The sequence below is a fragment of the Ensifer sp. 1H6 genome (assembly GCF_001976035.1).
GTDB lineage: Bacteria > Pseudomonadota > Alphaproteobacteria > Rhizobiales > Rhizobiaceae > Ensifer > Ensifer canadensis.
On sequence record NZ_MOAI01000014.1, the window covers coordinates 158,019 to 183,146 of the forward strand.

The 25,128-nt window shown below is 62.8% G+C and carries 23 protein-coding genes; 9 read left to right on the plus strand and 14 right to left on the minus strand.

What is annotated here, in order from left to right:
* Positions 1-3: 3 nt before the first annotated feature.
* From BKP54_RS18125 to BKP54_RS18145, 5 genes are all read left to right on the plus strand, one after another.
* A complete protein-coding gene (locus BKP54_RS18125; RefSeq protein WP_025427834.1) occupies positions 4-1,431 on the plus strand; it encodes a gamma-aminobutyraldehyde dehydrogenase in 1,428 nt (475 codons plus the stop codon).
* A 67-nt stretch (positions 1,432-1,498) separates the two neighbouring features.
* Positions 1,499-1,990 carry an ester cyclase gene (locus BKP54_RS18130; RefSeq protein ID WP_084814687.1) on the plus strand — a complete coding sequence of 164 codons (492 nt, stop codon included), beginning with the start codon at positions 1,499-1,501 and terminating at the stop codon, positions 1,988-1,990.
* Between the two features lie 289 nt (positions 1,991-2,279).
* Positions 2,280-3,032: a siderophore-iron reductase FhuF gene (gene fhuF, locus BKP54_RS18135; protein WP_025427836.1), complete on the plus strand. Its 753-nt coding sequence runs from the start codon at positions 2,280-2,282 to the stop codon at positions 3,030-3,032.
* A gap of 2 nt (positions 3,033-3,034) precedes the next feature.
* The gene (locus tag BKP54_RS18140; RefSeq protein WP_025427837.1) at positions 3,035-4,180 is read left to right on the plus strand and encodes an ABC transporter substrate-binding protein; all 1,146 of its coding nucleotides are present in this window, start codon (positions 3,035-3,037) and stop codon (positions 4,178-4,180) included.
* A 160-nt stretch (positions 4,181-4,340) separates the two neighbouring features.
* A complete protein-coding gene (locus tag BKP54_RS18145) occupies positions 4,341-4,862 on the plus strand; it encodes a hypothetical protein (protein WP_025427838.1) in 522 nt (173 codons plus the stop codon).
* Positions 4,863-4,886: 24 nt separating this feature from the next.
* Here the strand turns inward: BKP54_RS18145 and BKP54_RS18150 are convergent, their stop codons facing one another.
* Positions 4,887-5,471: a cysteine hydrolase family protein gene (locus tag BKP54_RS18150; protein WP_025427839.1), complete on the minus strand. Its 585-nt coding sequence runs from the start codon at positions 5,469-5,471 to the stop codon at positions 4,887-4,889.
* 114 nt (positions 5,472-5,585) lie between these two features.
* Between BKP54_RS18150 and BKP54_RS18155 the strand changes: the two genes are divergently transcribed.
* Entirely contained in the window at positions 5,586-6,029 is a 444-nt protein-coding gene (locus BKP54_RS18155; protein ID WP_225906328.1) for an Lrp/AsnC family transcriptional regulator, read from the plus strand.
* Between the two features lie 164 nt (positions 6,030-6,193).
* On the opposite strand, the gene BKP54_RS18160 is transcribed toward BKP54_RS18155, so the two are convergent.
* The 3 genes from BKP54_RS18160 to BKP54_RS18170 all read right to left on the minus strand — a co-directional run bounded on the left by BKP54_RS18160 (position 6,194) and on the right by BKP54_RS18170 (position 12,622).
* Positions 6,194-7,480, minus strand: coding sequence for an aromatic ring-hydroxylating dioxygenase subunit alpha (locus tag BKP54_RS18160; protein ID WP_025427841.1), 1,287 nt, complete (start codon positions 7,478-7,480; stop codon positions 6,194-6,196).
* Positions 7,481-7,730: 250 nt separating this feature from the next.
* On the minus strand, positions 7,731-10,178 hold the full coding sequence (locus BKP54_RS18165) for an FAD-dependent oxidoreductase (RefSeq protein ID WP_057211084.1): 2,448 nt from the start codon (positions 10,176-10,178) through the stop codon (positions 7,731-7,733).
* Positions 10,175-12,622, minus strand: a complete 2,448-nt coding sequence (locus BKP54_RS18170; protein ID WP_057217677.1) for an FAD-dependent oxidoreductase — start codon at positions 12,620-12,622, stop codon at positions 10,175-10,177. Before BKP54_RS18170 ends, BKP54_RS18165 begins: the two co-directional genes overlap by 4 nt.
* Before the next feature lie 128 nt (positions 12,623-12,750).
* On the opposite strand from BKP54_RS18170, the gene BKP54_RS18175 reads away from it, so the two are divergent.
* The gene (locus tag BKP54_RS18175; protein ID WP_025427844.1) at positions 12,751-13,617 is read left to right on the plus strand and encodes a LysR family transcriptional regulator; all 867 of its coding nucleotides are present in this window, start codon (positions 12,751-12,753) and stop codon (positions 13,615-13,617) included.
* Positions 13,618-13,623: 6 nt separating this feature from the next.
* Here the strand turns inward: BKP54_RS18175 and BKP54_RS18180 are convergent, their stop codons facing one another.
* The 4 genes from BKP54_RS18180 to BKP54_RS18195 form a co-directional block, all read right to left on the minus strand.
* The gene (locus BKP54_RS18180) at positions 13,624-14,295 is read right to left on the minus strand and encodes an amino acid ABC transporter permease (protein WP_025427845.1); all 672 of its coding nucleotides are present in this window, start codon (positions 14,293-14,295) and stop codon (positions 13,624-13,626) included.
* A 22-nt stretch (positions 14,296-14,317) separates the two neighbouring features.
* On the minus strand, positions 14,318-15,133 hold the full coding sequence (locus BKP54_RS18185; RefSeq protein ID WP_158071706.1) for a transporter substrate-binding domain-containing protein: 816 nt from the start codon (positions 15,131-15,133) through the stop codon (positions 14,318-14,320).
* A gap of 11 nt (positions 15,134-15,144) precedes the next feature.
* Positions 15,145-15,447, minus strand: a complete 303-nt coding sequence (locus BKP54_RS18190; protein ID WP_038576291.1) for a GYD domain-containing protein — start codon at positions 15,445-15,447, stop codon at positions 15,145-15,147.
* 61 nt (positions 15,448-15,508) lie between these two features.
* The gene (locus BKP54_RS18195) at positions 15,509-16,174 is read right to left on the minus strand and encodes an isochorismatase family cysteine hydrolase (protein ID WP_025427847.1); all 666 of its coding nucleotides are present in this window, start codon (positions 16,172-16,174) and stop codon (positions 15,509-15,511) included.
* Between the two features lie 147 nt (positions 16,175-16,321).
* Here BKP54_RS18195 and BKP54_RS18200 point away from each other — a divergent pair, with 147 nt between their 5' ends.
* Positions 16,322-17,212: a LysR substrate-binding domain-containing protein gene (locus BKP54_RS18200; RefSeq protein WP_025427848.1), complete on the plus strand. Its 891-nt coding sequence runs from the start codon at positions 16,322-16,324 to the stop codon at positions 17,210-17,212.
* Positions 17,213-17,227: 15 nt separating this feature from the next.
* Here the strand turns inward: BKP54_RS18200 and BKP54_RS18205 are convergent, their stop codons facing one another.
* The 4 genes from BKP54_RS18205 to BKP54_RS18220 form a co-directional block, all read right to left on the minus strand.
* The gene (locus BKP54_RS18205; RefSeq protein ID WP_025427849.1) at positions 17,228-18,919 is read right to left on the minus strand and encodes an alpha/beta-hydrolase family protein; all 1,692 of its coding nucleotides are present in this window, start codon (positions 18,917-18,919) and stop codon (positions 17,228-17,230) included.
* A gap of 179 nt (positions 18,920-19,098) precedes the next feature.
* Entirely contained in the window at positions 19,099-19,731 is a 633-nt protein-coding gene (locus tag BKP54_RS18210; RefSeq protein WP_025427850.1) for a LysE family translocator, read from the minus strand.
* Positions 19,732-20,043: 312 nt separating this feature from the next.
* Complete coding sequence (locus BKP54_RS18215; protein ID WP_057217674.1) at positions 20,044-21,333, minus strand: mechanosensitive ion channel domain-containing protein; 1,290 nt, start codon at positions 21,331-21,333, stop codon at positions 20,044-20,046.
* 258 nt (positions 21,334-21,591) lie between these two features.
* Positions 21,592-22,050, minus strand: coding sequence for an Lrp/AsnC family transcriptional regulator (locus BKP54_RS18220; RefSeq protein WP_025427852.1), 459 nt, complete (start codon positions 22,048-22,050; stop codon positions 21,592-21,594).
* Between the two features lie 124 nt (positions 22,051-22,174).
* On the opposite strand from BKP54_RS18220, the gene BKP54_RS18225 reads away from it, so the two are divergent.
* On the plus strand, positions 22,175-23,458 hold the full coding sequence (locus tag BKP54_RS18225; RefSeq protein ID WP_025427853.1) for a cystathionine gamma-synthase family protein: 1,284 nt from the start codon (positions 22,175-22,177) through the stop codon (positions 23,456-23,458).
* A gap of 55 nt (positions 23,459-23,513) precedes the next feature.
* Here the strand turns inward: BKP54_RS18225 and BKP54_RS18230 are convergent, their stop codons facing one another.
* Entirely contained in the window at positions 23,514-23,864 is a 351-nt protein-coding gene (locus BKP54_RS18230; RefSeq protein ID WP_025428215.1) for a VOC family protein, read from the minus strand.
* A 68-nt stretch (positions 23,865-23,932) separates the two neighbouring features.
* On the minus strand, positions 23,933-24,865 hold the full coding sequence (locus BKP54_RS18235; protein ID WP_051509174.1) for a LysR family transcriptional regulator: 933 nt from the start codon (positions 24,863-24,865) through the stop codon (positions 23,933-23,935).
* Between the last annotated feature and the right edge of the window lie 263 nt (positions 24,866-25,128).

Genomic DNA, 25,128 nt, shown 5'->3' on the forward strand with positions numbered 1-25,128 from the left:
GACATGGACACCCAGCTTTTGATCGGATCGCGCTTCGAAGCCGGAACCGAGGCCGAAGAGCATATCCTGAACCCGCGCACCGGCGGAAAGATCATCGACCTCGCCGAAGCCTCGCACATTCAGGTCGAGGCGGCGGTGAGCGCGGCAGAACGCGCCTTCGTCTCCTGGTCGATGACGACACCCGGCGAACGCTCCGGTTACCTGCTCAGGATCGCCGACGCGATCGAAAAGCACGCCGACGATTTCGCAGCCCTTGAAGCGCTCAACTGCGGCAAGCCGATCAATGCGGTGAAGAACGACGAACTGCCGGCGATCGTCGATTGCTGGCGCTTCTTTGCCGGCGCCATCCGCAATCTGCACGCGCCGACATCGGGCGAGTATCTGCCGGGGCATACCTCCATGGTTCGTCGCGATCCGGTTGGCATCGTCGGCTCGATCGCGCCCTGGAACTACCCGCTGATGATGATGGCGTGGAAACTGGCACCGGCGATTGCCGGCGGCAACACCGTCGTTTTCAAGCCGTCCGAACAGACGCCTTTGACGGCGCTGAAGCTCGCCCGTCTGCTCGCCGACATCCTGCCGGAAGGCGTGGTCAACGTTGTCACGGGCCGCGGCGAAACCGTCGGCAACGCGCTGATCAACCACCCGAAGATCGCGATGGTCTCGATCACCGGCGACATCGCCACCGGCAAGAAGGTGCTGACGGCCGCCGCCAAGACGGTGAAGCGCACGCATCTGGAGCTCGGCGGCAAGGCCCCTGTCATCGTCTATGACGACGCCGACCTCGAAGCCGTCGTCAACGGCATCCGCACCTTCGGCTATTACAATGCCGGCCAGGACTGCACCGCCGCCTGCCGCATCTATGCCGAAGCCGGCATCTACGAAAAGCTCGTCGCCGACCTGAGTTCGGCCGTCTCCACCATCCGTTACAATCTCGCCGACGACACCGAAAACGAGATCGGCCCGCTGATCTCGCGGCGCCAACGTGATCGCGTCGCAAGCTTCGTCGAACGTGCGGCCGACCAGAAGCATATCGAGATCACCACCGGCGGTGCTCCTGGCAGCGCCGACGGTTTCTTCTTCCAGCCGACGGTGATTGCCGGCGCGACGCAGGAAGACGAGATCGTCCGTCGCGAGGTGTTCGGCCCTGTCGTCTCGGTCACCCGCTTCACCGGCAAGGACGATGCCGTCGGCTGGGCCAACGACAGCGATTATGGCCTCGCCTCTTCGGTCTGGACGAAGGACATCTCCAAGGCGATGAAGGCCGCCTCGCGCCTGCAATATGGCTGCACCTGGATCAACACCCACTTCATGCTGACCAACGAGATGCCGCATGGCGGCGTCAAGCAGTCGGGCTATGGCAAGGACATGTCGGTCTATGCGCTCGAGGACTACACTGCTGTCCGTCACATCATGATCAACCACGGCTGACGCCGGCAGGACGTTGGCCGCGGTGCGGACAAAGCATGCAAACGAAGATAAACGGGAGGAAAATGCCATGTATCGCCGTCAACTGCTTGCTGCTGCAGGTGCATTGGGTCTGAGCACACTTCTTCTGGCGCCCGCCGGCCTCGCCGCCGACGCGGCGCCTGATGTCGTCGGTGCCTATGTCGCAGCGTGGAATGCCCATGACTCGAGCAAGGCCGCATCCTATTTCGCCGACGACGTCACCTATTACGACGCGTCCGTCGGCAAGCCTGTCACCGGCAAGGATGCCGCCAAGACCGGTGTCATCGACAATTTCCTGAATGCGGTTCCCGACGCCGTCTGGACCATGAAAGGCGACCCCATCGCCGCCGGCGACAAGGTCTCCTTCGAATGGGAATTCTCCGGCACCAACTCAGGCGCCTGGGCCGATGGCACGGCCGCGACCGGCAAGAGCTTCAAGTTCACCGGCGCCTCGGTCTTCACGGTCGAGGACGGCAAGATCGCCACTCAAAGCGACTATTACGACGCGCTCGGCTTCTACAAGCAGCTCGGCCTGATGTAGGCGGCCGTCGAGCCCGCGGCACCGGCCCTTCAGTAGCCGCAAGCCCGAGCTTGCGGCTGTCTCGCGCCTCGCCCGCGCATTAAAACATGCGGACAAAACTCATAAAATAACTTGCACAACGAATAAACATGAGTAACACGATCATCTTATGAATGTCTGACCCGTTCAGAAGGTGTCGCATGGTTGCAAGATGGCGTCTGTCCGCCCCCGCATTTGTGTTCGCGACGGCTCCGCGCGGCAGGCCTCGCAACGGCAGTGGGCCGGCCACGGGCCACACGCGGGTGCCCCAATGACTGCCGTATCCGAAGCGATCATGGAGACAGGCGCCCCCAAGGTTCTGTCTGCTGCCTTTTCCGGCCCGCACGCCTGGTGCAACGAAAAGATGGTGCTGTCGGACGATCTTTCCGACGGCATGGTCCTGCCCGAGTTCTTCGCCTCCGGCGCCTTCGACCGCGCCCTCGACACCTACGCTGAAAGGTCCGGCGGCACCGACCGCCGCGCGATCGCCTCCATGTGGTCGCTCTACTACTTCTCGGCGCTCACCATCCCCTATCTCGTTGCTCGCGTGCTCGACCATCAGGTGTTGCCGGTCGCCTTCAACCGCATGAAGGTGGCGCTGGCAGAAGATGGCCTGCCCCGCGCCTTTGGCGTCGCCGATGCCGGTAACTGGCAGGCGGGCGATGACGACGACGTGTTTGCCACCCTGGCGCCGCTGATGGGCGAGCACCTGCGCGAAGTGGTCGGCTACCTCAAGTCGAGTGGCGGCATCGCGCCGAAACTCGCCTGGAACAACGCGCTGGTTTACATCGACTATGCCCTGCGCGCCGCCGGCGTCGAGCCGCTTCATGCCCAGGCCGAAGCCCTCATCGGCAGCAGATCCCTGCCCGACGGCTCGCCCAACCCCTTCTTCGATTGCCTGCGTCACGAGGAAGAGGACGGTGCGCGGGTGTGCCGGCGCAAGATCTGCTGCCTGCGCTATCTGCTGCCGGGGGTCCGCAGCTGCGGCAGCCTCTGCGCCCTTCCCACCCAACGGAAACAGTAGTTTTGCTTCTCCTATCGCGATCCACGGTCCGGGCCTTGCTGGCCATCTTCGTCACCACCACGCTTTTCGCCACTGGCGCCCGGGCCGAAAACCGATGGCCGCTGACGGTGAAGGACGCGGCCGGGCGCGAGGTGACGTTAGCGGAAAGGCCAAAAGCCATCCTGCTTGGCAGCGGCTTCAACCTGGTCGCGCTTTCGCTCATTCATCCGGACCCCGTCAGCCTGCTGGCCGGCTGGTCCGGAGACATGAAGGGCGACAACCCTGAGATCTACGAGAGCTTTCGCAAAAAATTTCCTGCAATCGCCGACGTGCCGCTGATCGACGACGGCGGCACCGGCGCCGCACTGTCTTTCGAAACGCTGCTGACGCTGAAGGCCGACCTCGCGATCCTCGCCAACTGGCAGGCCGACACCGAGCCGGGCCAGCGCGCCATCGACTATCTCACCAGCACCGGCGTGCCGGTCATCGTCGTCGACTTCAACAGCGATCCCCTGAAGAGCACGCCGGATATGATGCGGCTCCTTGGGCGTATCTTCGAACGCGACGAGCAGGCCGAAGCCTTCGCACGCTACTACGAAGACAAGCTGGCGCTGATCCGCTCCCGTGTCGCCGCCAAGCCCGAACCGCGCCCAACCGTGCTGATGGATGCGTTTCCCAAGCCTGACCGTTGCTGCTGGGCCTATGGCGTCGGTGGGCTCGGCGAATTCCTGACGATCGCCGGCGGCCGCAACATCGCCGAAGGCGCGCTGCCGCGCGTCGGCGGCACCGTCAATGCAGAAGCGGTGATGGCGGCAAACCCCGACGTCTACATCGCCACCTCTTCGCCCGGCGGCACCTATAGCGGCTTCTCCATCGGTCCCGGCGTTGCCAGGCAAGAGGCGCAGCAGACCTTGGCTGCGGCCGTCGCAACGCCGGCGCTATCGAGCGTTGCGGCGGTCGAGAACGGCCGCGTCCATGGCGTCTGGAACTTCTTCAACGCCATCCCGCTCAATATTGTCGCTGCCGAAGCCTTCGCCCACTGGCTGCGGCCCGACATCTTCGCCGATCTCGACCCGGAAAAGAGCCTCGCCGACATCAACGAACGCTTCGCAGCCGTTCCTTTCGAGGGCACCTATACCGTCAGCCTTGGGGCCGTTACGCCCCGGTAGAAGCGCCCAAAAGCCCGCAACATTTGCAATCGCCGCAAGGGGTTGACGAAATCGCTCGCCGTTCAATCCACCAAATGTCGCAAGCGTGACCTTCGACCAGAGCCACGCGATGTTGCCACCCGCTCCTCACACTATATAAGGGTCGACGAGGAGGAGCTTCATGCTTTGGTTGGTAGCGTTGGTTGGCGTGGCGATCGTGTATCTGGCGGCGCGTTTCAGCCGCTTTCGCCGGTGGGCCGAGCCCATCCTCTCGGTCGCAGTGGCGATCGCCCTGCTCTCTGCCTTCGTCGTCTGGATCAGCGACCGCGGCGAGCGCAAGGCTGCAGCACCTGAGCCGGTGGCGACGGCCCCGGCGGCTCCGGCCGCCCAGAACATCAGCCTCGACGGCATGACGTTCGAACAAAGCCAGCCGGAGCGCAGCTTCCGCCTGCGCGGCACCGTCAGCAACAATGGCGCAACACCGCTCGAATATTTCCGGCTTTCCGTGACGCTCGAAGACTGCCCGCAGGACGCATGCGCGAAGATCGGCGACGACTCAGCCCTGGTTCTCGCCCGCGTGCCCGTCGGCCAGGCAAGGCCTTTCGAGACTTTCCTCACTTTCCCGAGCCGAGAGGGCGAAAGCCTGACGACGCCGAAATGGACCTACCAGGTGCTGGAAGTCCGCGGCGCCGCCAGCCGATAAGCCACTGCACGCGTTGCGGCGTCCTTACGCTGCCGACGCCGGCCGCATGGCCGAAATGATTGCCGCCGTGGTCGTCACCTCCGCGAATTCCGCCCGCAGCGTTGCGACATGGGCACGGTGGATGTCCCGCGCCGGAATCATGTCGCCGTCGCCATCCGGCTGGTCGAAGCAGTCGCAGGCATCTTCCACCAGGACCACCCGGTAACCGAGATTGGCGCCGACCCGCACCGAGGTCGAAACACACATATCAGTCGAGATGCCGAAGAGGACGATCGTATCAACGCCGAGCCGGCGCAGGCGAAGATCGAGATCGGTGCCGATGAAGGCGGCGTTGACGCTCTTGTTGACGAGCGGTTCGTCGCCAACGGGCTCGAAGCCCGGGCGCGGCGCGTTGCCAGACGCACCCGGCCTCAAGGTCGAGCCCGGCGCGACGCTGTCGTGCCGCACATGGATGATCGGCCGGCCGGCCGCGCGCCAGGCGGCAAGCAAGGCGCGGCCGTTGTTGTCAACGTCCCCGTTCCAGCGTGGCGGCCAGGGAGCGGCATCAAATGCCTGCTGCATGTCGATCGGGATGAGGACGGCATTGTCGGGAAGTCTCGGAATGGTCATGGCTAACGCTCCTTGATTGCCTCGGGAAGCTAGCCGTCCTATCGTCCGGTTTCACTGGACATGATGGCGGAAGACCGGACGATTGTCCGGCAAAATGACCAAGGGGACGACACATTGACCGAACTTGATGAAAAGGACCGGCTGCTGGTGGCCGCCCTGCGGCAGGATTCGCGCCAGAGCCTGGTGGCGCTTGCCCGCCATGCCGGCTTGTCACGCAGCGCCGCCCATGAACGTCTGCGCCGGCTCGAAACCAAGGGCGTCATCGCCGGCTATACGATCCGCATCGGCATCGAGGACAAGGCGCCGGTCGTGCGCGCGCTGATCGCGATATCCTTCCAGCCCGGTAAGAACTGCGACCACATCGTACCGCATCTCGCCGGCATGCCGCCGGTCGTCAGCTGCTGGTCGCTCGCCGGAGAGACCGACCTGATGCTGCTGGTCGAATGCGCTTCGAACGGCGATCTTGACACCATCCGTCGGCAGATCTCGTTGATATCGGGCGTCGCCACCGTGCAGACCCATGTGGCGCTGCGCACCCATTTCGATAGGCGTGACTGATCGCGCTGCGCCGATAGACGATGCCTGGCGTTGTTTCGGCCTCCATGCCGCAACTGAGACCACGGATACCTACCTCATTCCTGTGCTCGTCACAGGAATCTAGCGACGGCGCGTCCGCGCCGTCAGTGACATTCTTCGTCACATCAGGCGTTTTCAGAATTCTTTCACACCGCCGACGCGGCGCTGCTGGATCCCTGTGACAAGAACAGGGATGATGGTTGCGAAGGCCGGCTGATCTCGTCGAGATACCAGTTGATGTAGCGCAGCTCGTTCTGCTCCATCGGCGCGATCGGGCCCGGCACGAAATAATGCGAGCGCACGCCGCGCGAGGTGTGCTCGATGATCGCCTTGTCCTCATCGGTCGTGACCTTCCACAGCCAGGTGAGCTTTTCGAGGTCGTAGTCCTGCCCCTCCTCGGCCTTGCCGTCGACAAGCCAGATCAGCTCCATTTCGCAGGTGCCCGCCGTCTTCGGAATGAAGCGGTAGATCATGCCGTGATCGGGATAGCAGACGAGGAAGGTCGTGCCGCCGAGGTGGATGGAGGTGACGCCGCCGTCGAAATCGCTGAACCGGCCCATCAGGGTGCTAAGCGGCTGGCCGTCCTTGCTGCCGGTCTTGACGCCGTCATAGAGCGCATAGCGGAAGGCATGCACCGTCTCCTTGCCGCCGGCGGAACTCTGCCAGTGATCGCCGGAACCGACCTCGATGCCGAGAGCGCAGGTGCGCGCCTCCATCTTGGCGTTCAGCTCCTCGATCATGTGCAACGGCTGTTCGAGCGCGTGCGTCTCGGAATACTCAGGATGCGCCGGGCCGCAATGGTAGCACTCGACATAGTTCTCGACCGCGAGCTTCCAGTTGGCGTCGACAGGATAGGACTGCCGGTGCGCGACCTTGGCCTCGGCCCAGCCATATTGGCCGCAGGTGGCATGCAGCAGGTTCTCGACCTCGGTGAAATCGAGCGGCTGTTCGGCAAAGGAGATGAAGATCAGCCCCTCGACGACGCGCACATGAAGCTTCTTCAGCCCATGGTCCTCACGCTTGAAATCCTTCGGCATCAGCCGCGCCGCCTTCAGCGCACCGTCATTGCCGTAGGTCCAGGCGTGGTAGGGACAGACGAAGGCGCGGGCGTTGCCCTTTTCCTTGGTGCAGACCTCGGCGCCGCGATGGCGACAGACGTTCAGCATCGCATGGATCGCGCCCGTGGCCGTGCGGGTGACGATCACCTGCTCGGCGGCCATGCGAAAGACTTCGAAGTCATTGGGGTTGGGGATCACGCTTTCATGCGCGACGCAGTGCCAATGGCGGCGAAACACCCGGTCGAGATCACGCTCGTAGATATCCTCGTCGTGGTAGAAGGCCCGCACCAGCCCATGGCCCGGCCGATGCGCAGCGACCAGCTGATCGATGCGGTCGCCCGCGACAGTCGTATTGGAAAGGTCCGATGCGAACATGGCCCTGAACTCCTGAAAGAAGAACCGGAAGAACCGCGTCCCGGCGCGCGCATGCTAAATTTGCCTTGATGTACGAGGCTGCCCCTCACCCCCACCCTCTCCCCGCACGCGGGGGAGAGGGAGAGCGCTCCACCCGCACCTCAACCGCGCCCTTACTCAGGCACGGCGGTCGCCACACGTCTCCTTCTCCCCGTCAAACGGGGAGAAGGTGGCCGGCAGGCCGGATGAGGGGCAGCCTCAAACGCCGTCGTTACATCCTCACCCGCTCGGAACGCGGATCGTACATCGCCTTCAGCGACGCCTCCGCCTTCACCCGCGTGCCGGCGATCTCGATCTCGAAGCTGGAGCCGAGCACGTCGGCGTCGCTTTCGCCTTCCGACGGCACATAACCAAGGCCGATGGCACCGCCGAGATGGTGGCCGTAGTTGCCCGAGGTGATGGTGCCGACGATCTGGCCGTCGCGCACGATCGCTTCGTTGTGGAAGAGCAAAGGCTCGGGATCGGCCAGCCGGAATTGCACCAGCCGGCGCGAAAGCCCGCGATTGTGCTTGGCCAGCACCGCCTCGCGACCGATGAAATCGCCCTTGTCGGGTTTCACCGCAAAACCGAGCCCGGCTTCGAGCACATGGTCCTCGTCGGTGATATCGTGGCCGAAATGGCGGAAGGCCTTTTCGATACGGCAGCTGTCGAGCGTGTGGATGCCGCAGAGTTTCAGCCCGACATCCTGCCCCGCCTCCTCCAGCGCCTCGAACACATGCGCCGTCTGGTCGGTCGAGACGTAGAGCTCCCAGCCGAGTTCGCCGACATAGGTGACGCGGTGGGCGCGGGCGAGCCCCATGCCGATCTCGATTTCGCGCGCCGTGCCGAAGGGATGCGCCGCATTCGAGAAATCGTTCGGGCTCACCTTCTGCATCAGTTCGCGCGCCTTCGGCCCCATGACGCAGAGCACGCTTTCGCCGGCACCGACATCGGTGATGACGACGAACTCGTCGCGCACATGCTTGCGCAGCCAAGCAAGATCACGTTGAAGCGTGGCGCCCGGAACGACGAGCAGGAACGCGGTTTCAGAAAGGCGCGTGACCGTGAGGTCGCTTTCGATGCCACCACGGCCGTTGAGCATCTGGGTGTAGACGATACGGCCGGCCTCGACATTCATCTCGTTGGCGCAAAGCCGCTGCAGGAAGGAAAGCGCATCGCGCCCCTCCACCCGGATCTTGCCGAAGGAGGTCATGTCGAACAGGCCGACGCCGTTGCGAACCGCCAGATGTTCGGACTTCTGGTTCTCGAACCAGTTCTGCCGTTTCCAGGAGTAGCGGTATTCGCGCTCCTGGCCGTCATTCGCAAACCAGTTGGCTCGCTCCCAGCCGGCCACTTCGCCGAAGACCGCGCCACGCGCCTTCAGATGCTCGTGCAGCGGCGAGCGGCGCACGCCACGCGCCGTCGCCATCTGGCGATAGGGGAAATGGTCGGCATAGAGCAGCCCCAGCGTCTCAGAGACCCGATCCTTGAGGTAAGCGCGGTTCTTCTGGAAGGGCTGTGCCCGGCGGATATCGACCTCCCAGAGATCGAAGGGCGGCTCGCCGTCGTTCATCCATTGGGCGAGCGCCATGCCGGCGCCGCCTGACGATACGATGCCGATCGAGTTGTAGCCGGCCGCGACCCAATAGCCTTTCACTTCCGGCGCCTCGCCGAGATAGTAGCGGTCGTCCGGCGTAAAGCTTTCCGGCCCATTGAAGAAGGTATGGATGCCCGCCGTCTCCAGCATCGGCATGCGGTTGACGGCCATTTCGAGGATCGGCGAGAAATGGTCGAAATCGTCTGGCAACTGGTCGAAGCAAAAATCCTCACGGATACCGTCCATGCCCCAGGGTTTGGCCTTCAGCTCGAAGGCGCCGACCAGCATCTTGCCGGCATCCTCCTTGTAGTAAGTGCATTCATCCGGCACGCGCAGCACCGGCAGGCGCTTGAGGCCGGGGATCGCCTCGGTGACGATGTAGAAGTGCTCGCAGGCATGCAGCGGCACGGTGACGCCGGATTGTCGCGCGAACTCCCTGCCCCACATGCCGGCGCAGTTGACGACGTTGTCGGTTTCGATCGTATAGCTTTCGCCGTTCTGCTCGCAGGTCACGCCCGTTACCCGGCCGTCCTTCTTCAGAACCGCGGTCACCTTGACGCCCTCGATGATCGTCGCGCCGTTCTGCCGCGCACCCTTGGCGAGCGCCATGGCGATGTTGGCCGGGTCGCACTGGCCGTCGAGCGGCAGATGCACCGCCGCCTTCACATCCGAGGTGTTGAGATGCGGATACATCGCCTTGACTTCGTCAGGCGTGATTTCACGCACATCGACGTTGAAGGCGCGCGCCAGCGAAGCCTGGCGGTAGATCTCCTCCTTGCGTTCTTCCGTCAGCGCCACGGTGATCGAACCGTTCTGGCGCATGCCGGTGGAGATGCCGGTTTCGGCCTCCAGCTTGACGTAGAGGTCGGCGGAATATTTTGCCAGCCGCGTCATGTTCTGCGAGGCGCGTAGCTGGCCGATCAGGCCGGCCGCATGCCAGGTCGTGCCCGACGTCAGCTGCTTGCGTTCGAGCAGCACCACGTCGGTCCAGCCGAGCTTGGCGAGGTGATAGGCGACCGAACAGCCGGAGACGCCGCCACCGATGATGACTGCCCGGGCTTTCGAGGGAATCGGCTTGGTCATGCGCGCAGTCTTTCATTGGAGGGATCCCAGAGCGGCTGGTCGGCCTCGACGGTCGCCTTGAAGCGGTCGCCGAAGATCTCGACCTCGATCTCGTTGCCGGGCACGGCGAGATCGGCGCGCAGCATGCCGAGCGCAATCGACTTGCCGACGCGGTAGCCCCAGTTGCCCGAGGTCGTTTCGCCCACCACCTGGCCGTCCGACCAGAGCGTCGACATATACGGCGCGTCGCAGCCGTCGGCGGCGACTGTCAAAGTGACGAAACGTTTGCTGACACCCTGCTGCTTTTCGCGCTCCAGCGCCGCCTTGCCTTTGAAGCCGGGCTTTGCCCAGTCGACGAAGCGCTCCAGCCCGCCCTGCAGGATGGTGTAATCGGTGGAAAGGTCGCCCTTCCAGGCGCGGTAGCCCTTCTCGATGCGCAGGCTGTCGAGCGCCTCCATGCCGAAGGGTTTCAGGCCATGTTTCTCTCCGGCAGCCCAGACGGCATCGAAGATCGCGGCGGTATCGTCCACCTTGGTGTGGATCTCCCAGCCGAGTTCACCGGCAAAGGATACCCGCACCAACTGGCAGTAGCGCCCGGCAATCTGCGCTGTCTGGTGCGTGAGCCAGCCCTTGGCGAGATCCGCATCGCTGACATCGGCAAGGATGTCGCGCGATTTCGGCCCGGTGAGGATCTGGCAGCTAAACTGCGTGGTGACATCGTCAAGCGTGAACGCGGCATCGGCGGGCCGATGTTTCTGCAGCCATTCGAGATCGTGCCACTGCGCCGTTGCCGCCGTGATCAGGAAGAAGAAATCCTCGTCCAGCATCATCACCGACATTTCGGTGACGATGCGGCCCTTGTCGTCGGAGAAATAGGCAAGGCCGATGCGGCCCGGCTTCGGCACCCGGCCGGTGATCAGGCCCGAGAGCCATTCGGTCGCGCCCTTGCCCTTGATCCGGAAGCGCGAGAACCCCGGCAGGTCGAGGATGCCGGCGGCATCGCGCACGGCGAGACACTCTTCCTCGATGCGCTTGGCCCACGGCCCCGCCCGCCCCCAGGTCTGCGTTGCCTCTTCGGAGGTGTCGTCACCTGATTTGGCGTACCACATCGCCCGTTCCCAGCCGTTATAGGGCTTGAATTGCGCGCCGAGTGCCTGGATCCGGTCGTGGATCGGCGACAGCTTCTTGCCGCGACCCGCCGCCCAATAGTGCTTCGGAAAATGCATCGCGTACTCGTGGCCGTAGATCTCCATGCCCTTGGCGATGCAATAGTCCTGGTCGGTATAGTCGGTGTACCGGCGTGGATCGCAGGACCACATGTCCCATTCCGTCTGGCCCTCGGTGATCCACTCAGCCAGCACCTTGCCGGCGCCGCCGGCCTGGCAGATGCCGAAGGTGAAGACGCAGGCCTCAAACGCGTTCGGCACGCCGGGCATCGGCCCGATCAGCGGATTGCCGTCGGGCGCATAGGGGATCGGGCCGTTGATGATCCGCGACAGCCCCGCGGTCCCAAGGATCGGCACGCGCTCGACAGCGTCGTTCAGATACCATTCCAGCCGATCGAGATCGTCAGGGAAGAGCTGGAACGAAAAGTCCTCGGGCATCGGATCGTCTGATGTCGTCCAGTGTGCTCGGCAGTTACGCTCATAGGGCCCGAGGTTCATGCCGTTCTTCTCCTGGCGGAGATAATAGGAGCTGTCGACATCGCGCAAGAGCGGCAGCTTGTGTCCGACCTCCTTCGACCAGGCGGCCAGTTCCGGGATCTCGTCGAACAGCACGTACTGATGGCTCATCACCATCATCGGCACGTCGCGGCCGAACATCTTGCCGACCTCGCGGGCATAGTAGCCGGCGGCGTTGACGACGTATTCGCAGCGGATTTCGCCCTGCGGCGTCGAGATCACCCATTCGTCGTTTTCGCGGCGCGCCGCCGTAACGGGACAGAAGCGGATGATCTTTGCGCCCATGTCGCGCGCGCCCTTGGCCAGCGCCTGCGTCAGCTGCGCCGGGTCGATGTCGCCGTCATAGGGGTCGTAGAGCGCACCGGTCAGCTCGTGCGTTTCGAGGAACGGATAACGGCTGCGCATCTCGTCGGGCGTCAGGATGTCGAGGTCCATGCCCTGGTAGCGACCCATGCCGACGACACGCTTGAACTCCTGCAGCCGCTCCTTCGAGTGGCCGAGCCTTATCGAGCCGGTGACGTGGTAGTTCATCGGATAATCGACGAGCGCACCGAGATCGCGGTAGAGCGAGGCGGAATAGCGCTGCATGTTCATGATCGACCAGGACGACGAGAAGGTCGGCACGTTGCCGGCCGCATGCCAGGTCGATCCGGCCGTCAGCTCGTTCTTTTCCAGAAGCACGCAGTCGGTCCAGCCGGCCTTGGCAAGATGGTAGAGCGAGGAAGCGCCGATCGCTCCCCCACCGATGATCACGACACGCGCGTGAGACGGCAAATTCGACATGCACTGTTCCCTCGTTTTGCCGGAATTCTTGCCGTCGAAACGAGGCGCCATCAAGCGATGGAAACAGGCTTTATTGATCGAAGAATTCGATTAGATTGAGTGGAACTTCGAAACCGGATGGGATGCCGATGCAAGTGGATCTGATCGAGACGTTTCTGGACCTGATGGAAACCCGTTCCTTCAACCGCACGGCCGAGCGGCTGAACATCACCCAGTCCACCGTTTCCCACCGCGTCAAGGCGCTGGAGGCACAGTTCAATCGCAAGCTCTTTACCCGCAACAAGGGTGGAACCGTGCCGACAGCCGCCGGACTCAGGTTTCTAGACTACGCAATAGCCTTGCAAAACCAGTGGCATGAGGCAACGCGCGCGGTCACCAATGCCGGCGCGCTGGAGCGCTCCATGCGGCTCGGCATCCAGCACGATCTGGCCGAAGCCTTTGCCGGCGAATGGCTATTCACGATCAGGCGTGAGCTGCCGACAACCGAAATCTACATGGAAGCGGATTATTCCAACCAGATGAACCGGGATCTCGGCGCCGGCAACCTCGACCTCGCCATGCTCTATACCCCGCACTATCTGCCCGATCTTCATTACGAAAGGATCGGCGATCTGCATTACATGATGGTGAGCACGGAAGCGGCTGCGCTATCGGATATCAGGGTCGAGACCTATATCCAGGCGATCTATTCGCCGGCCTTCGATCGCGCTCACCGGCTGGCTCTGCCGCATCTCTCCGCAGCGCCTGTTGCGACCGGCCAGAACATGGCGATCACCATGCTCCTGCATTCGCTCGGCGGAGCCGCCTATGTCACCACCGCAACGGCCAGACGGCTGACGCAATCCGGCCACGTCGCCCTTGTTGCCGATGCGCCGGTGATCCCGCAGACGGTCTACGCCGCCACCAGTCTGCGCACCCGTCATGCCCATCAGCACCGCAAGATCATCGGTGCGATGGAGGTGCTGCTTTCCGCAGGAAATGAGGAGGAAGCCTAATGTACGTTACGCCATTCGGCGCTGGATCAGCCGCTGTAAAAACATCAGGATCGAGACGATCGCAAGATAGTAGACGAGTGCTGCCGAATACCATTCGACGAAGCGGAAACTCGACGCGATCGCGTCGTTGACGACGGCCATGATCTCCCGCATCGAAATCACATAGGCAAGCGAGGTCAGCTTGATCAGGTTGATGAACTCGTTGACGAGCACCGGCATGACGATGCGCAAGGCCTGCGGCAGGACGACGAGGCCGAAGGTCTGCAGGCGGTTGAGCCCGAGCGCGCGTGCCGCATCTGTCTGCCCCTGGCCGATCGCCGCGAGCGCCCCGCGCATCGCTTCGGCCATATAGGCGGTCGTCACCAGCGTGAAGGCGATGAAGGCGGCGGCAAAGGGCGTGTACCAGGGCGCGCGCGTCAGGCCGGGAAAGAGCTGCGGCGCACCGTTCCAGACGATCAGCAGCACCAGGATGAGCGGCGACGAGCGAAACAGCCAGACATAGAGCTGGGCCGCCGTGCGCCGCACCGCCGCCATCGAGTTCAGGGCGACGGCGAGCGGCAGGCAGAGCAGAAACGAGGCGACCTGAACCAGGATGGACAGCAGGATCGCGATGGCCGCCCCCTGCAACATGACCGGCATGGTCAGGGCATCCAGAAACAGTTTCGTGTCGAAGTTCATGCCCTGTCCACCTTTTCAAGCCTCAACGATCGTAATCGACGTCGAACAGCGCCGGGTTCAGCCCGTATTTCTTGGCGATGCCGGCAAAAAAACCCTGCTCCTTCAGGGCCTTCAGCCCAGCCTTGACCGCGGCCGCATCGCTGCCTTCCTGGCGGCTGTAGATGCCGTAGGTGAAATCCGATGCCCACGTGTAGGGAAGCTGCAGCGTCCCGTCGGAACGCGAGGCGCGGTAGGCGCCTTCGGCCTCTTCGGTCATCGTCGCATCGACGCGGCCGACGAGGACCTGCTGGTAGGCCGCCTGCTGGGTCGGATATTCCTGGACCTCGACCGGCGGCTGACCCTTGGCGATCAGTTCCTTGTTCAGGGGCTCGATCCGCTCCTGCTTGTAGTAGGCGCCGGCTTCGAGCGCGATCACCTTGCCGCTCAGATCCTCCGGCGCCTTGATTGTGTCGCTACCGGCCTTGGTCACCATCGCGGTGGCCGATTTCATGTAGGACACGCCGTCATAAGTCTCGCGGCGCTTGGCGTTGATGTAGATGCCGCTGACGATCAAGTCGCAGCGCCCGGCCCCGAGCGTCGGCAACAGCCCGGCAAACTCCGTGACGGTATAGTTGACCTTGGCATTCCAGAGACCGGCGAGCGCTTCGACGATCTCGATATCGATGCCGGTCGGGGTTAGATCGGCCGGACTTTCCTTGAAGGTCAGCGGCGGAAAGGCCGCGGTGGTGCACACACCGATATCGCCATCGGCGGCAAAAGCCGGCGGCTCCGCCTGGGCAAGCCCCGCCGACAGCAGGATGGTTCCGAGAAGGGTTGCATGCGATGCCAGTCTGATCATCTCTATTCCCCTCATTGTGTTGGTGAAACGCGCCCGACGATGTCGCCATAGGTCTGGCTGTCGAAGGCGGGAAGGATAAGCGGGTCGACGAACCCGTCGCGTCGTGCCGTCAGCACGTATTGCATCATCGACGCATTATCAGGCATCTCGAAAACCTGGACGAAATCATAGGTTCCGAGCGTGGCGTAGAAGGCGACCGAGCGGCCGCCGAGCGAAGAAACGCGGTCTTCGCTCACCTTGCGCCGCGCGCCGCTGTCGGCGAGTTCGGCCAATCCCTTGGCCGTCAGTTTCATTAGCGAGATATATCGTTGCATGGGGCATCATTCCGTTGAAACGGTTGGCATCAGAACCGGTGATGTGGTGTTGGCGTCAGTGTTAGCGGCTAGCTTTTGCCAGGCCGGCGATGACCGCGTCGCTGGTCGAGACCGTGCCGAAGATGCCGTTCTCGATCGAGATCATGTTGATCGCCGCCTCATGCGCCCATTGCTCGCCGCTGGCGCAGCAATCCGAGATCGTCAGGCACTGGAAATTGCGGTCGCAGGCCTCGCGCAACGTCGTATGCACGCAGACGTCGGTGGTGCAGCCGGTAAACAGCATATGGGTGATGCCCTGCGCTCTGAGCACATGCTCGAGATCCGTATAGGTGAACGAGCTGTTGCAGGTCTTGTCGATGATGACGTCGCTGTCTGCGACATCGAGCTCGGGTAGCAGCTGAAAGCCGGGGCTCGAGCGCAGCAGGACCTCGGTGTTTTCCAGCCCCGAGCGCTTGCGGCGCCATTTTTCGTAAGGCGTCATGTCGGCGAGGTCGGCACGATAGCCCTGGCGCGTATGGATGATCAGGCATCCGGCTTGCCGCGCCGCGGCGATGACACGGTTGACGGCCGGCAGAATTGCCCTAAGCGGCGCCGGATCATAGCCCATCGAAGCGAAGTAGCCGTCGGGCGAGCAGAAGTCGATCTGCAGGTCGATCACCATCAGCGCGGTCTGCGACGGAACCAGCTTTCCGTCATAAGGAAAATCAAATGGTTGGGCCTCGATCATGCATGTCTCCCTCTCTCCGATCCAATTCATAGGAGCAAAAATCGATTGGGAATAGCGATTTTTTGTGCTTGATATTGTCTAGTTTTGCTAAACAATTGCCATTGCTTTGCACGCGACAGTCGATTGTCAATCAAGGCGGAAGTTCGAATGAAAGCTTTGCATTTCCTGCCTTATCTCAGGGCCTTCGAAGCCGTCGCCCGGATCGGCTCCGTGCGCCAGGCGGCCGACGAACTGGGCCTCAGCCCCGGCGCGGTATCGCTGCAGCTGCGCCGGCTTTCAGAGACGACGGGGCTGACACTTCTGGAGAAATCGGGACGCAATATCCGCCTGACGGCGGCCGGACGTGATTTCGCCCAGACCGTCTCCCATGCCATGGGCAATCTTGCCGTCGCGGTCGAGAATGGTGCCGAGCGGCAGCTCGAAAACCACCAGAAGAAGCTGACGGTCGCCCTGCCGCCGGCGCTGGCGATCGCCTGGATGGCCAGCCTCCTGGTGCAGTTCGCCGATGCGCGCGGCGTCAGCGATCTCGCCATGCGCAGCTGCATTCGCGCAAGCGACGTCCTCTGGGACGATGTCGACCTGGCGATCGTCTACGACAATCCGCCCTTCGACGGCCTGTGGTGGCAGGTGGTCAGCGACGTGAAGCTCAGGACCATATGTTCGCCGTTATTGTTCCCGCGGCTGGAAGGCTCGCACCGCGACAGGAAGCTGCGCGACGTCACATTGCTGCATGAGGATGACGGGCGGGAATGGACGCGCTGGTCGGCCGCCTCGCGCATCTCGCTCGAAGGCAGCCGCAGCGTTCGGGTGCCCTCGGTCGCCGTCGCCGTCGCATCCGCCCTGCAGGGACAGGGCATTGCGCTCGTCTCGGACGTTCTCACCCGCTCCTACCTGCAGGAAGGCCGGCTGATCCAGCCGTTCCCGACGGCGATACCGGCATCAGCAGGCTACTATCTTCTCTGTCCGACGGAGAAGGCCGAGGAACCGCTGATCCAGGCGCTTGCCCACCAGATCGCCGCCCACCTGCGTGGCGACTGACTGGCGCCGTACCCTTCAATAGCGCCCTTTGAGCAGCGCCTTCAGCCGCACCGCATCATCCGCGGTTACGCCCGGCGGATCGACAACCTGCATCCACGCATCGATATAGTGTTCCGGCGCATAGACGTGGCCGTAGCCGATCGGCGTCGTCGTGCCCATCGCCATGTCGGCCAGAAGCTGGAACATCGTCACGACAGGAAACCATCGAAGATCGGGCGAGACGTCATGCCCGCGCGGCGCTTTCATCCAGTCCGGCTCGCGGTAGAAGGAATACGGATCGAAGAAGGTGATCGGGTCGCTGGCATATTGCAGGTAGACGATGCGGACATTGCCCCATTCAGGGCCCGGAATATCAAGCGTATTCGCCTGGTTGGTGAAGCGGATCACCGATCCGTCGCGATAGAGCGGGCGCCATTGCGGAGACCCTGGATTGCGATTGCGGGTGATCGATAGCCAGGTCTTCGTCGGAAACGGCGAGCCGACCCAGAGCGCGCCCTGGAACGGATCGCTGATGATGTCGAACGGGTCGACCGAACCCTGCGAATTCATCGAGCCGAGGCTGAGGCCGTAGAGATAGAGCCGCGGCCGCTTGTCCTTGGGCAGCGTCGTCCAGTAGCCGTAAACCGCGTCGAACAGGGCGTTGGCTGTCTCGGCGCCATATTCCGGCTCGACCAGCAGAGAGAGCCAGCTCGTCAGGTAGGAGTATTGCACCGCGACACTGGCGACGTCGCCTTTCAACAGATATTCGAGCGAATCGAGCCCCGGCGGATCGATCCAGCCCGTTCCGGTCGGCACAACGATCATAAGGTTGGAGCGCTCGAACCCGCCGACGCGCTTCAGTTCTTCGAGCGCGAGCTTCGCTCGCTCCTTTGCCGTCTCGGCCGAATTGAGCCCGGCATAGACCCGCAGCGGCTCCTTCGCCCCGCCATTGAAGAAGGCGCCGATGTCCTTGGCGCTCGGCCCTGACGCGATGAACTGGCGTCCCTGCCGCCCGAGTTCATCCCAGGTCATCAGCGACGCGCCACTGCCCGTCTTCATCGGGTCAGTCGGCGGCGCCACATCAGGATCGATCAGCGCGTCGAGCCGTTGGAACGAGCTGTCGGCCGCATGCAGAGCGTAGCGGAAGATCACCCCGTCGGTGGCCGACCAGAACAGTGCAATTGCCGCCGCTACTGCGGCGAGCTTTGCCAGTGGCCGCGTCAACACATACTCGAAGCGCCTGGCGAGAACGCGGAACGTCAACCGAAACAGCCGTGCCAGCAGGACGATGAAGATGAAGACGAGCACGGCAATCAGGCCAAGCTTCAGCGGCTCCGCGCTCTCGACCGGGTCGAGGCCCATGAGGTTCCGCACGGTATTCTGCCACGCCGCCGCCCGCCAGAGGAAGGCGAGTGCAACGGCGGTGCAGCCGAGGGCAGCCACCAGCTTGAGGATCAGCCCGGTCCGTGGCCGCACATCGGGCAGCTCGAGAAACGACCACAGCCAACGAAGGAACACGCCGATGGCATAGCCGGCAGACAGCGAAAGACCTGAGATGACCGCTTGGATGACATAGGGGCGCGGGATCAGGCTTGGCGTCAGCGATGCAGCGAAAAACAGCACCCCGACGATGAGGCCCGTCGTCGAAAACGACGCCCTATGCCCGGACACGAACTGTGGAATGGGCCACTTTGCCACGCGCAGACCTGTCTCTTGAAGGTGATCCACCGGCAGGCTCCTTGTTCACGGTCGTTCATCGAGCGCGCCATTCCGATCGACGCGTTACCCGATTGATAACCGCCAGTCACCGCGCCGACAACCTCGTATCGGCCCTGCAACCGCTACGGGCGCGACAACCCTTGCCAAAGCGGCGAATGCGGCATCCCCTTACACGCGGTGGGTGCGGATCAGCTCTTCTGGAAGGCCAGGTGAACGCCGAGCCCGACGAGCACACCACCGCCGACGCGTTGCATGGCGCGCTGCGCCATGCTCGAACGCTTGAGCCGGGTGATCAGCACGCCCGCGAGGATGACGCAGGCAATATCAGCCGACGAAAACATCAGGTTGACGATCGTGCCGAGGATGACGAACTGCAGCCAGACCGGAAACGCCGCGGATGCATCGATGAACTGCGGCAGGAAGGCGACGAAGAAGATCGCCGTCTTCGGGTTCAGCACTTCGACGGTGATGCTCTCGAAGAAGGCGCGCCGGCCGGATTTCGCCTGGATGCCGGGCAAGGCGCGCTCCCCTTGCGTCTTGGCGCGAAACAGCGAGATGCCGAGCCAGACGAGATAGGCCGCACCGGCAAACTTGACGACCATGTAAAGCACCGGCACCGCATGAAACAGCACCGACAGGCCGGCAGCCGCCGCGAAAACATGCACATAACCGCCGAGGTGAATGCCAAGCGTCGCCATCAATCCGGACCAGCGGCCGCGCGCCATCGTCTGCGCCGCCGCATAGAGCATCGCAGGACCGGGGATATAGGCGAAGATCGCCGTGGTGGCGAGGAAAGCCAACAGCAGTTCCATTGAAGGCATCGATGTGCTCCCGATAGGCTGGACGGTGCGGATAAGCTGGCAATAGACAATGCCTGCGCTTGCTTGGCAAGGCGAATGGGCCAATGCGCGCACGCAGACATTGCGGGCCGGCCCGACCTTGCCACGCCCACCTGCCTGCCGTTTTGGAATCTACAAGCCGGAATGCGGCGCGCATCTCCCAGCCGAGGGCGACCGACGCGCAGGCCGCAACGTCGCCTCCCATAGTTGTCCAGTCCGGTGTTGCGAGCCCAAGACGCGTGCAGCGTCGGGCGTTTCATCGTCCTCCACACCACCCGCGTAGCGCGTTCCGCTTCACGCGCGGGTCACCTCGACAGGTGTCTTCATGATGATTTCACGATGCGGGAACGGGATGGAAATGCCGGCCGCCTTGAACGCATCCCATAGCGCCATCAGCACTTGACCGCGAATATTCGTCAGCCCGTTGCTCGGATCGGAAATCCAGAACCTCAATTTGAAATCGAGCGATGATGCACCGAAACCGGTCATCCAGCAGACCGGCCGGGCATAGGTGCTGGCGACCCGCGGAATCGATGCGGCGGTCTCGATGGCGATGCGCGCGACCTCGTGCGGATCGCTGTCATAGGATGTTCCGAAGTCGATCTCGATGCGAACATAGTCGCTGGAAAACGACCAGTTCACGACTTGCTGCGAAATGAAGTCTTCGTTTGGAATGAGGTATTCCTTGCCGTCTCTCGTGATCACCGAGACGAACCGGGATCGCAGGTCGCGGACCGAGCCGAAGGTATCGCCGAGTGTGATCGTGTCGCCCGGTTTGATGGATTTATCGAGCAGGATAATGATCCCCGAGATGAAGTTGGAGACCACCTTCTGCAGGCCAAAGCCGATGCCGACACCGACGGCACCGGAAAAGATCGTCAATGCGGTCAAGTCGATACCGGTGGCGTTCAGGGCGATTAAGCCGGCGAAGCAGATCAATGCGATCTTGACCAATTTGCTGATGAGGACCTTGAAGGAGGGGGTGAGATCCGCAGACCTCTGTATCCAATGCGCCGAGACGTTACCGAACAGGACGGCGAGCCAGATCAGCGCAAAGGAAAGGACGATAGCCTTCAAGACAAGCAACAGCGAAAGGCGAACCGCGCCGAGATTGAACGCCACGCCATCGAGCGTCGTCAGGATCACGCGATCGAGGCCAATCGCGTAGAGCGCAAAGTAGATCCAGCCAGTGACGGCAACAACACGCGCCAGCGTCTGATTTCTGATGATGCGCGTGAGGACCGAGATAACAAACCACGCCGCCGTAAGCGTAAGCGCGGTGCCGACCAGCCATCGGTATGACGGCCATCCAAAGCGCAACAGCATCGCATCGGCGATCCACAGCCATATAATCAGAAATAGCCACCGTAGCCGCCGCATGAAAGCGATGATGACGCGCAGCAAGTCCGGATTGCCCTTGATGGTGCGTGCGCGAGCTTCGACTGCCGGCTCTATCCGCTTTGCCAGGAGGCCACAAACCAGGTAGCCGGCGACAATCAGGGCGAGTTGATAGAACGTCCACTCGTTGAGAAGGACCGTCCGCATCCAGGAACCAACGGCGTCGAACGCTTCTACGAAATCCATCGCCTTTCTCCGCGAGCGCCATGCGTCCATCTGAGCGCACGAGAGCGGGGTGAGGAAAAGTGGGCGCGGTTTCCGCCCGCATCCCGCCCTAGCCAGAATCGATCACGTTCATGATCGTGGGTCGATCGACCGAAAATCATCGTGATCCAGGGACGCTCTCTTTTGAATCTAGCGCACCCTTTGCACTTTCAAAGCCGCCGCCCGAAAACCTGGTGCGGTCGCGTCGGGAAAATGCGACCCGCATACAGCGCAGTCCTCTCAGATCCGCCGCTCCTTGATCGTGTTCATGACGAAGCTTGTCTCGATCGAGGCCACGCATTTGAGCCGCGCGATCTTCTCCTTGATGAAGCGCTCGTATTGTTCGAGCCCGGCGCTCATCACCTTCAGCACATAATCGCGCGAGCCGGTGACGAGGTGGCATTCGAGCACTTCGTCCCAGCCGCGGATCGCCTGCTCGAACATGACGATCTCGTCCTCGTGCTGACGACTGAGCCTGACGGTCGCGATCGCCGTCATCGTCCAGCCCTCGACCGCCGGGTCGATCAAGGCGGTATAGCCGCGGATCACGCCGGTCTCCTCCAGCCGCCGCAGCCGGCGCAAACAAGGCGACGCCGATAGCCCGACGCGCTCGGCGAGCTCGTTGTTGGTGATGCGCGCGTCGGCCAGCAATTCCTTCAGAATTCGGCGGTCGGTTTCATCGGCAATTTTCTGCGTCATATTCCTTCAGTCCTGGCAATAGTTTGCGCAACTCAAGGGTATGTGATCGCAAATAGCAAGGATCGGTCCAGGCGTCTGATATAATTTGCCTGTCAGTCGCCCCGTTTCGCTTCAGGAGAAAGCCATGACCGCGCCGCACCCCTACAAGACTCATATCGGAAACCACAAGCTGCATCCCGAAACACTGATGCTGAACTATGGCTACGATCCTGAACTGTCGGAGGGGGCCGTCAAGCCGCCGGTGTTCCTGACGTCCACCTTCGTCTTCCGTTCGGCCGAGGAAGGCCGCGACTTCTTCGATTTCGTCTCCGGCCGCCGCGAGCCGCCGGCGGGTGTCGGCGCTGGTCTTGTCTATTCGCGCTTCAACCACCCGAACAGCGAAATCGTCGAAGATCGCCTTGCCGTCTATGAGCGCACGGAAAGCTGCGCGCTGTTTTCCTCCGGCATGTCGGCGATTGCCACGACACTGCTCGCCTTCGTCAAGCCCGGCGACGCGGTGCTGCACAGCCAGCCGCTCTATGGCGGTTCGGAAACGCTGCTGGCGAAAACCTTCCTCAATCTCGGCGTTTCGGCCGTCGGCTTTGCCGATGGCGTCAACGAGGCGGCGGTGACCGCGGCCGCCGAAGAGGCGATGGCCAAGGGCCGCGTCTCGGTCATTCTCATCGAAACGCCTGCCAATCCGACCAACAGCCTGGTGGACGTCGCCATGATCCGCCGCGTCGCCGACGCGATCGGCGCCAAGCAGGGTCACACGCCGGTGATCGCCTGCGACAACACCCTGCTCGGACCGGTCTTCCAGCGGCCGATCGAACACGGCGCCGATATCTCGCTCTATTCGCTGACCAAATATGTCGGCGGCCACTCCGACCTCATCGCCGGCGCAGCCCTCGGCTCGAAGGCGGTGATGAAGCAGGTGAAGGCGTTGCGCGGCGCCATCGGCACGCAGCTCGATCCGCATTCCTGCTGGATGCTCGGCCGCTCGCTCGAAACCCTGTCGGTGCGCATGCACAAGGCCAACGATAACGCCCGCGTCGTCGCCGAGTTCCTGCGCGACCATCCGAAGGTCGAGCGTATCCACTACCTGCCCTTCCACGACGAAGCCTCACCGCTCGGCAAGGCCTATGCGGCGCAATGCACTGGCGCCGGCTCGACCTTCTCCTTCGATATATCAGGCGGCCAGGAAGCGGCCTTCCGCTTCCTCAACGCACTGCAGATCTTCAAGCTTGCCGTCAGCCTCGGCGGCACGGAATCGCTGGCGAGCCACCCGGCGGCGATGACCCATTCCGGCGTGCCGATCGACGTGCGCCGCCGGATCGGCGTTCTCGACACGACGATCCGGCTTTCGATCGGCATCGAACATCCCGACGATCTGGTCGCCGACCTCGCCAACGCGCTGACGCTCGCCTGATTTCGAGAACCTGACATCAGCAGACCGGCCGCCGACGCCTTCGCGACCGGTCTGCTCAATGGGACAGGATGTTGATCACGTTGCCGAACGGGTCGCGGAGATAGAAGCGCCTGACACCCCAGGGCTCATCGGTAATGTCATAGACGATCGCCACGCCCTTTTCCCGGGCTTGGGCATAGACCGCATCGACATCGTCAACCTCGATCGAAAGCACCGGCACCGGCGTGCCGTTCCCGCCCTCACTCGCCACGCTCACCTGCGGCAATGCCGTCTGCCCTTTGGCCGCGAATGTCAGAATCCAGCCGTGATCCATCACCAGCTCGAGCCCGAGCAGATCTGCGTAAAAGGCGTGCGCGGCCTGCGGATCTGACGCGTAAAGATTGGACACGATACGTTTGACTGCCATGTCGTCCTCCCGGTTTTGCCACTCGGCAATCTGTATCGCCACGACAAGTTTGCCAAGAGCAGTGGTGCCTACTCCGATCGCGGCAGCACGGTCCGGATCGCGGTTTCGACCACAGCCTTGAAGCGCGCGATCTCCGGCCGCCGCTGCTGCTGGCGCGAGGTCTCCAGAAAGACCGTTCCCTCGGTGCCGTCGATTGCGAGCGGGCGGATGACGAGCGCCGGATGCAGGCCCGCCAGATGCCGGGCGAGTGACGACGGAACGGTGGCGACCAGCCGGCTCGCGGTCAGTGCATCGCCGATCCCCAGATGCGATGGCATGATGAGCATGATACGGCGCGAGCGCCCGTCCCGCGCCAGCAGCCGATCAAAATGGTTGTCCGAGACCGGCCACGGCAACGAATAGAGATGCGAGGCTGACAAATAGCCTTCGACCGTGACCTCATCCGTCGGAGCCAACGGGCAGAGCGGACCGAACAGGCAGACGAGGCGGTCGATCGCAACCGGGGTCCGGTCAACGAGGCTGCGGTCGTCACGATCGCCGCCGACCGAGATGACCGCATCGACTTCGCCCTGCGACAGTTCGGTGGCGTAGGAGCGGCGCTCGAAGGAGCGGATCTCCAGGCTATGGCACGCATGGTCCTGTTGCACGCCCTGGATCAGCACCGGCAGCAACTGCTGGCGCAGGCCGTCGGGCACCACCAGGGTAAACCGGCGCGCCTGGGGCAACGCTTCCAAAGCGCCGGATGAAACCGCGAGCGTAATGCTGGCAATCATCTCGCTGAGCGGCACCGCGATCTCTTCCATCCGCGGCGACGGCGCCATGCCGGTTGGCGTGCGCGCGAACAGTTCGTCGGAAAAATCCTCCCGCATGCGCCGCAGCCTGTGGCTGATCGACGACGCCGTCACCCCGAGCCGCACCGCCGCCCGCCCGACATGGCGTTCCAGCATCAGTGCATGCAGCACTTTCAGATTGTTGAGGTCGATGCGACGCCAGTCGAGCATGCTGAATTCCGTTCAATGCGAGATGAGGAGCGATCATTTTCCAGCGATCGTTGGCCTTGCTACAGCGGCTCCTTAACACAGGAGGTGGCATGAAAGCAGCCGCGTCCCAGGAGAGAACGGACCATTGAGATGCAGGTGATGATCGAGGGACAGTCACGCTTCCGGCCTTTCGGCTTACCTTATTGGGGTTTCGAAGATCTCAACAAGGGAGTTGGAAGCATGACTGCCTCTTATGATTACCATATCGGCGTCGACTACCACAA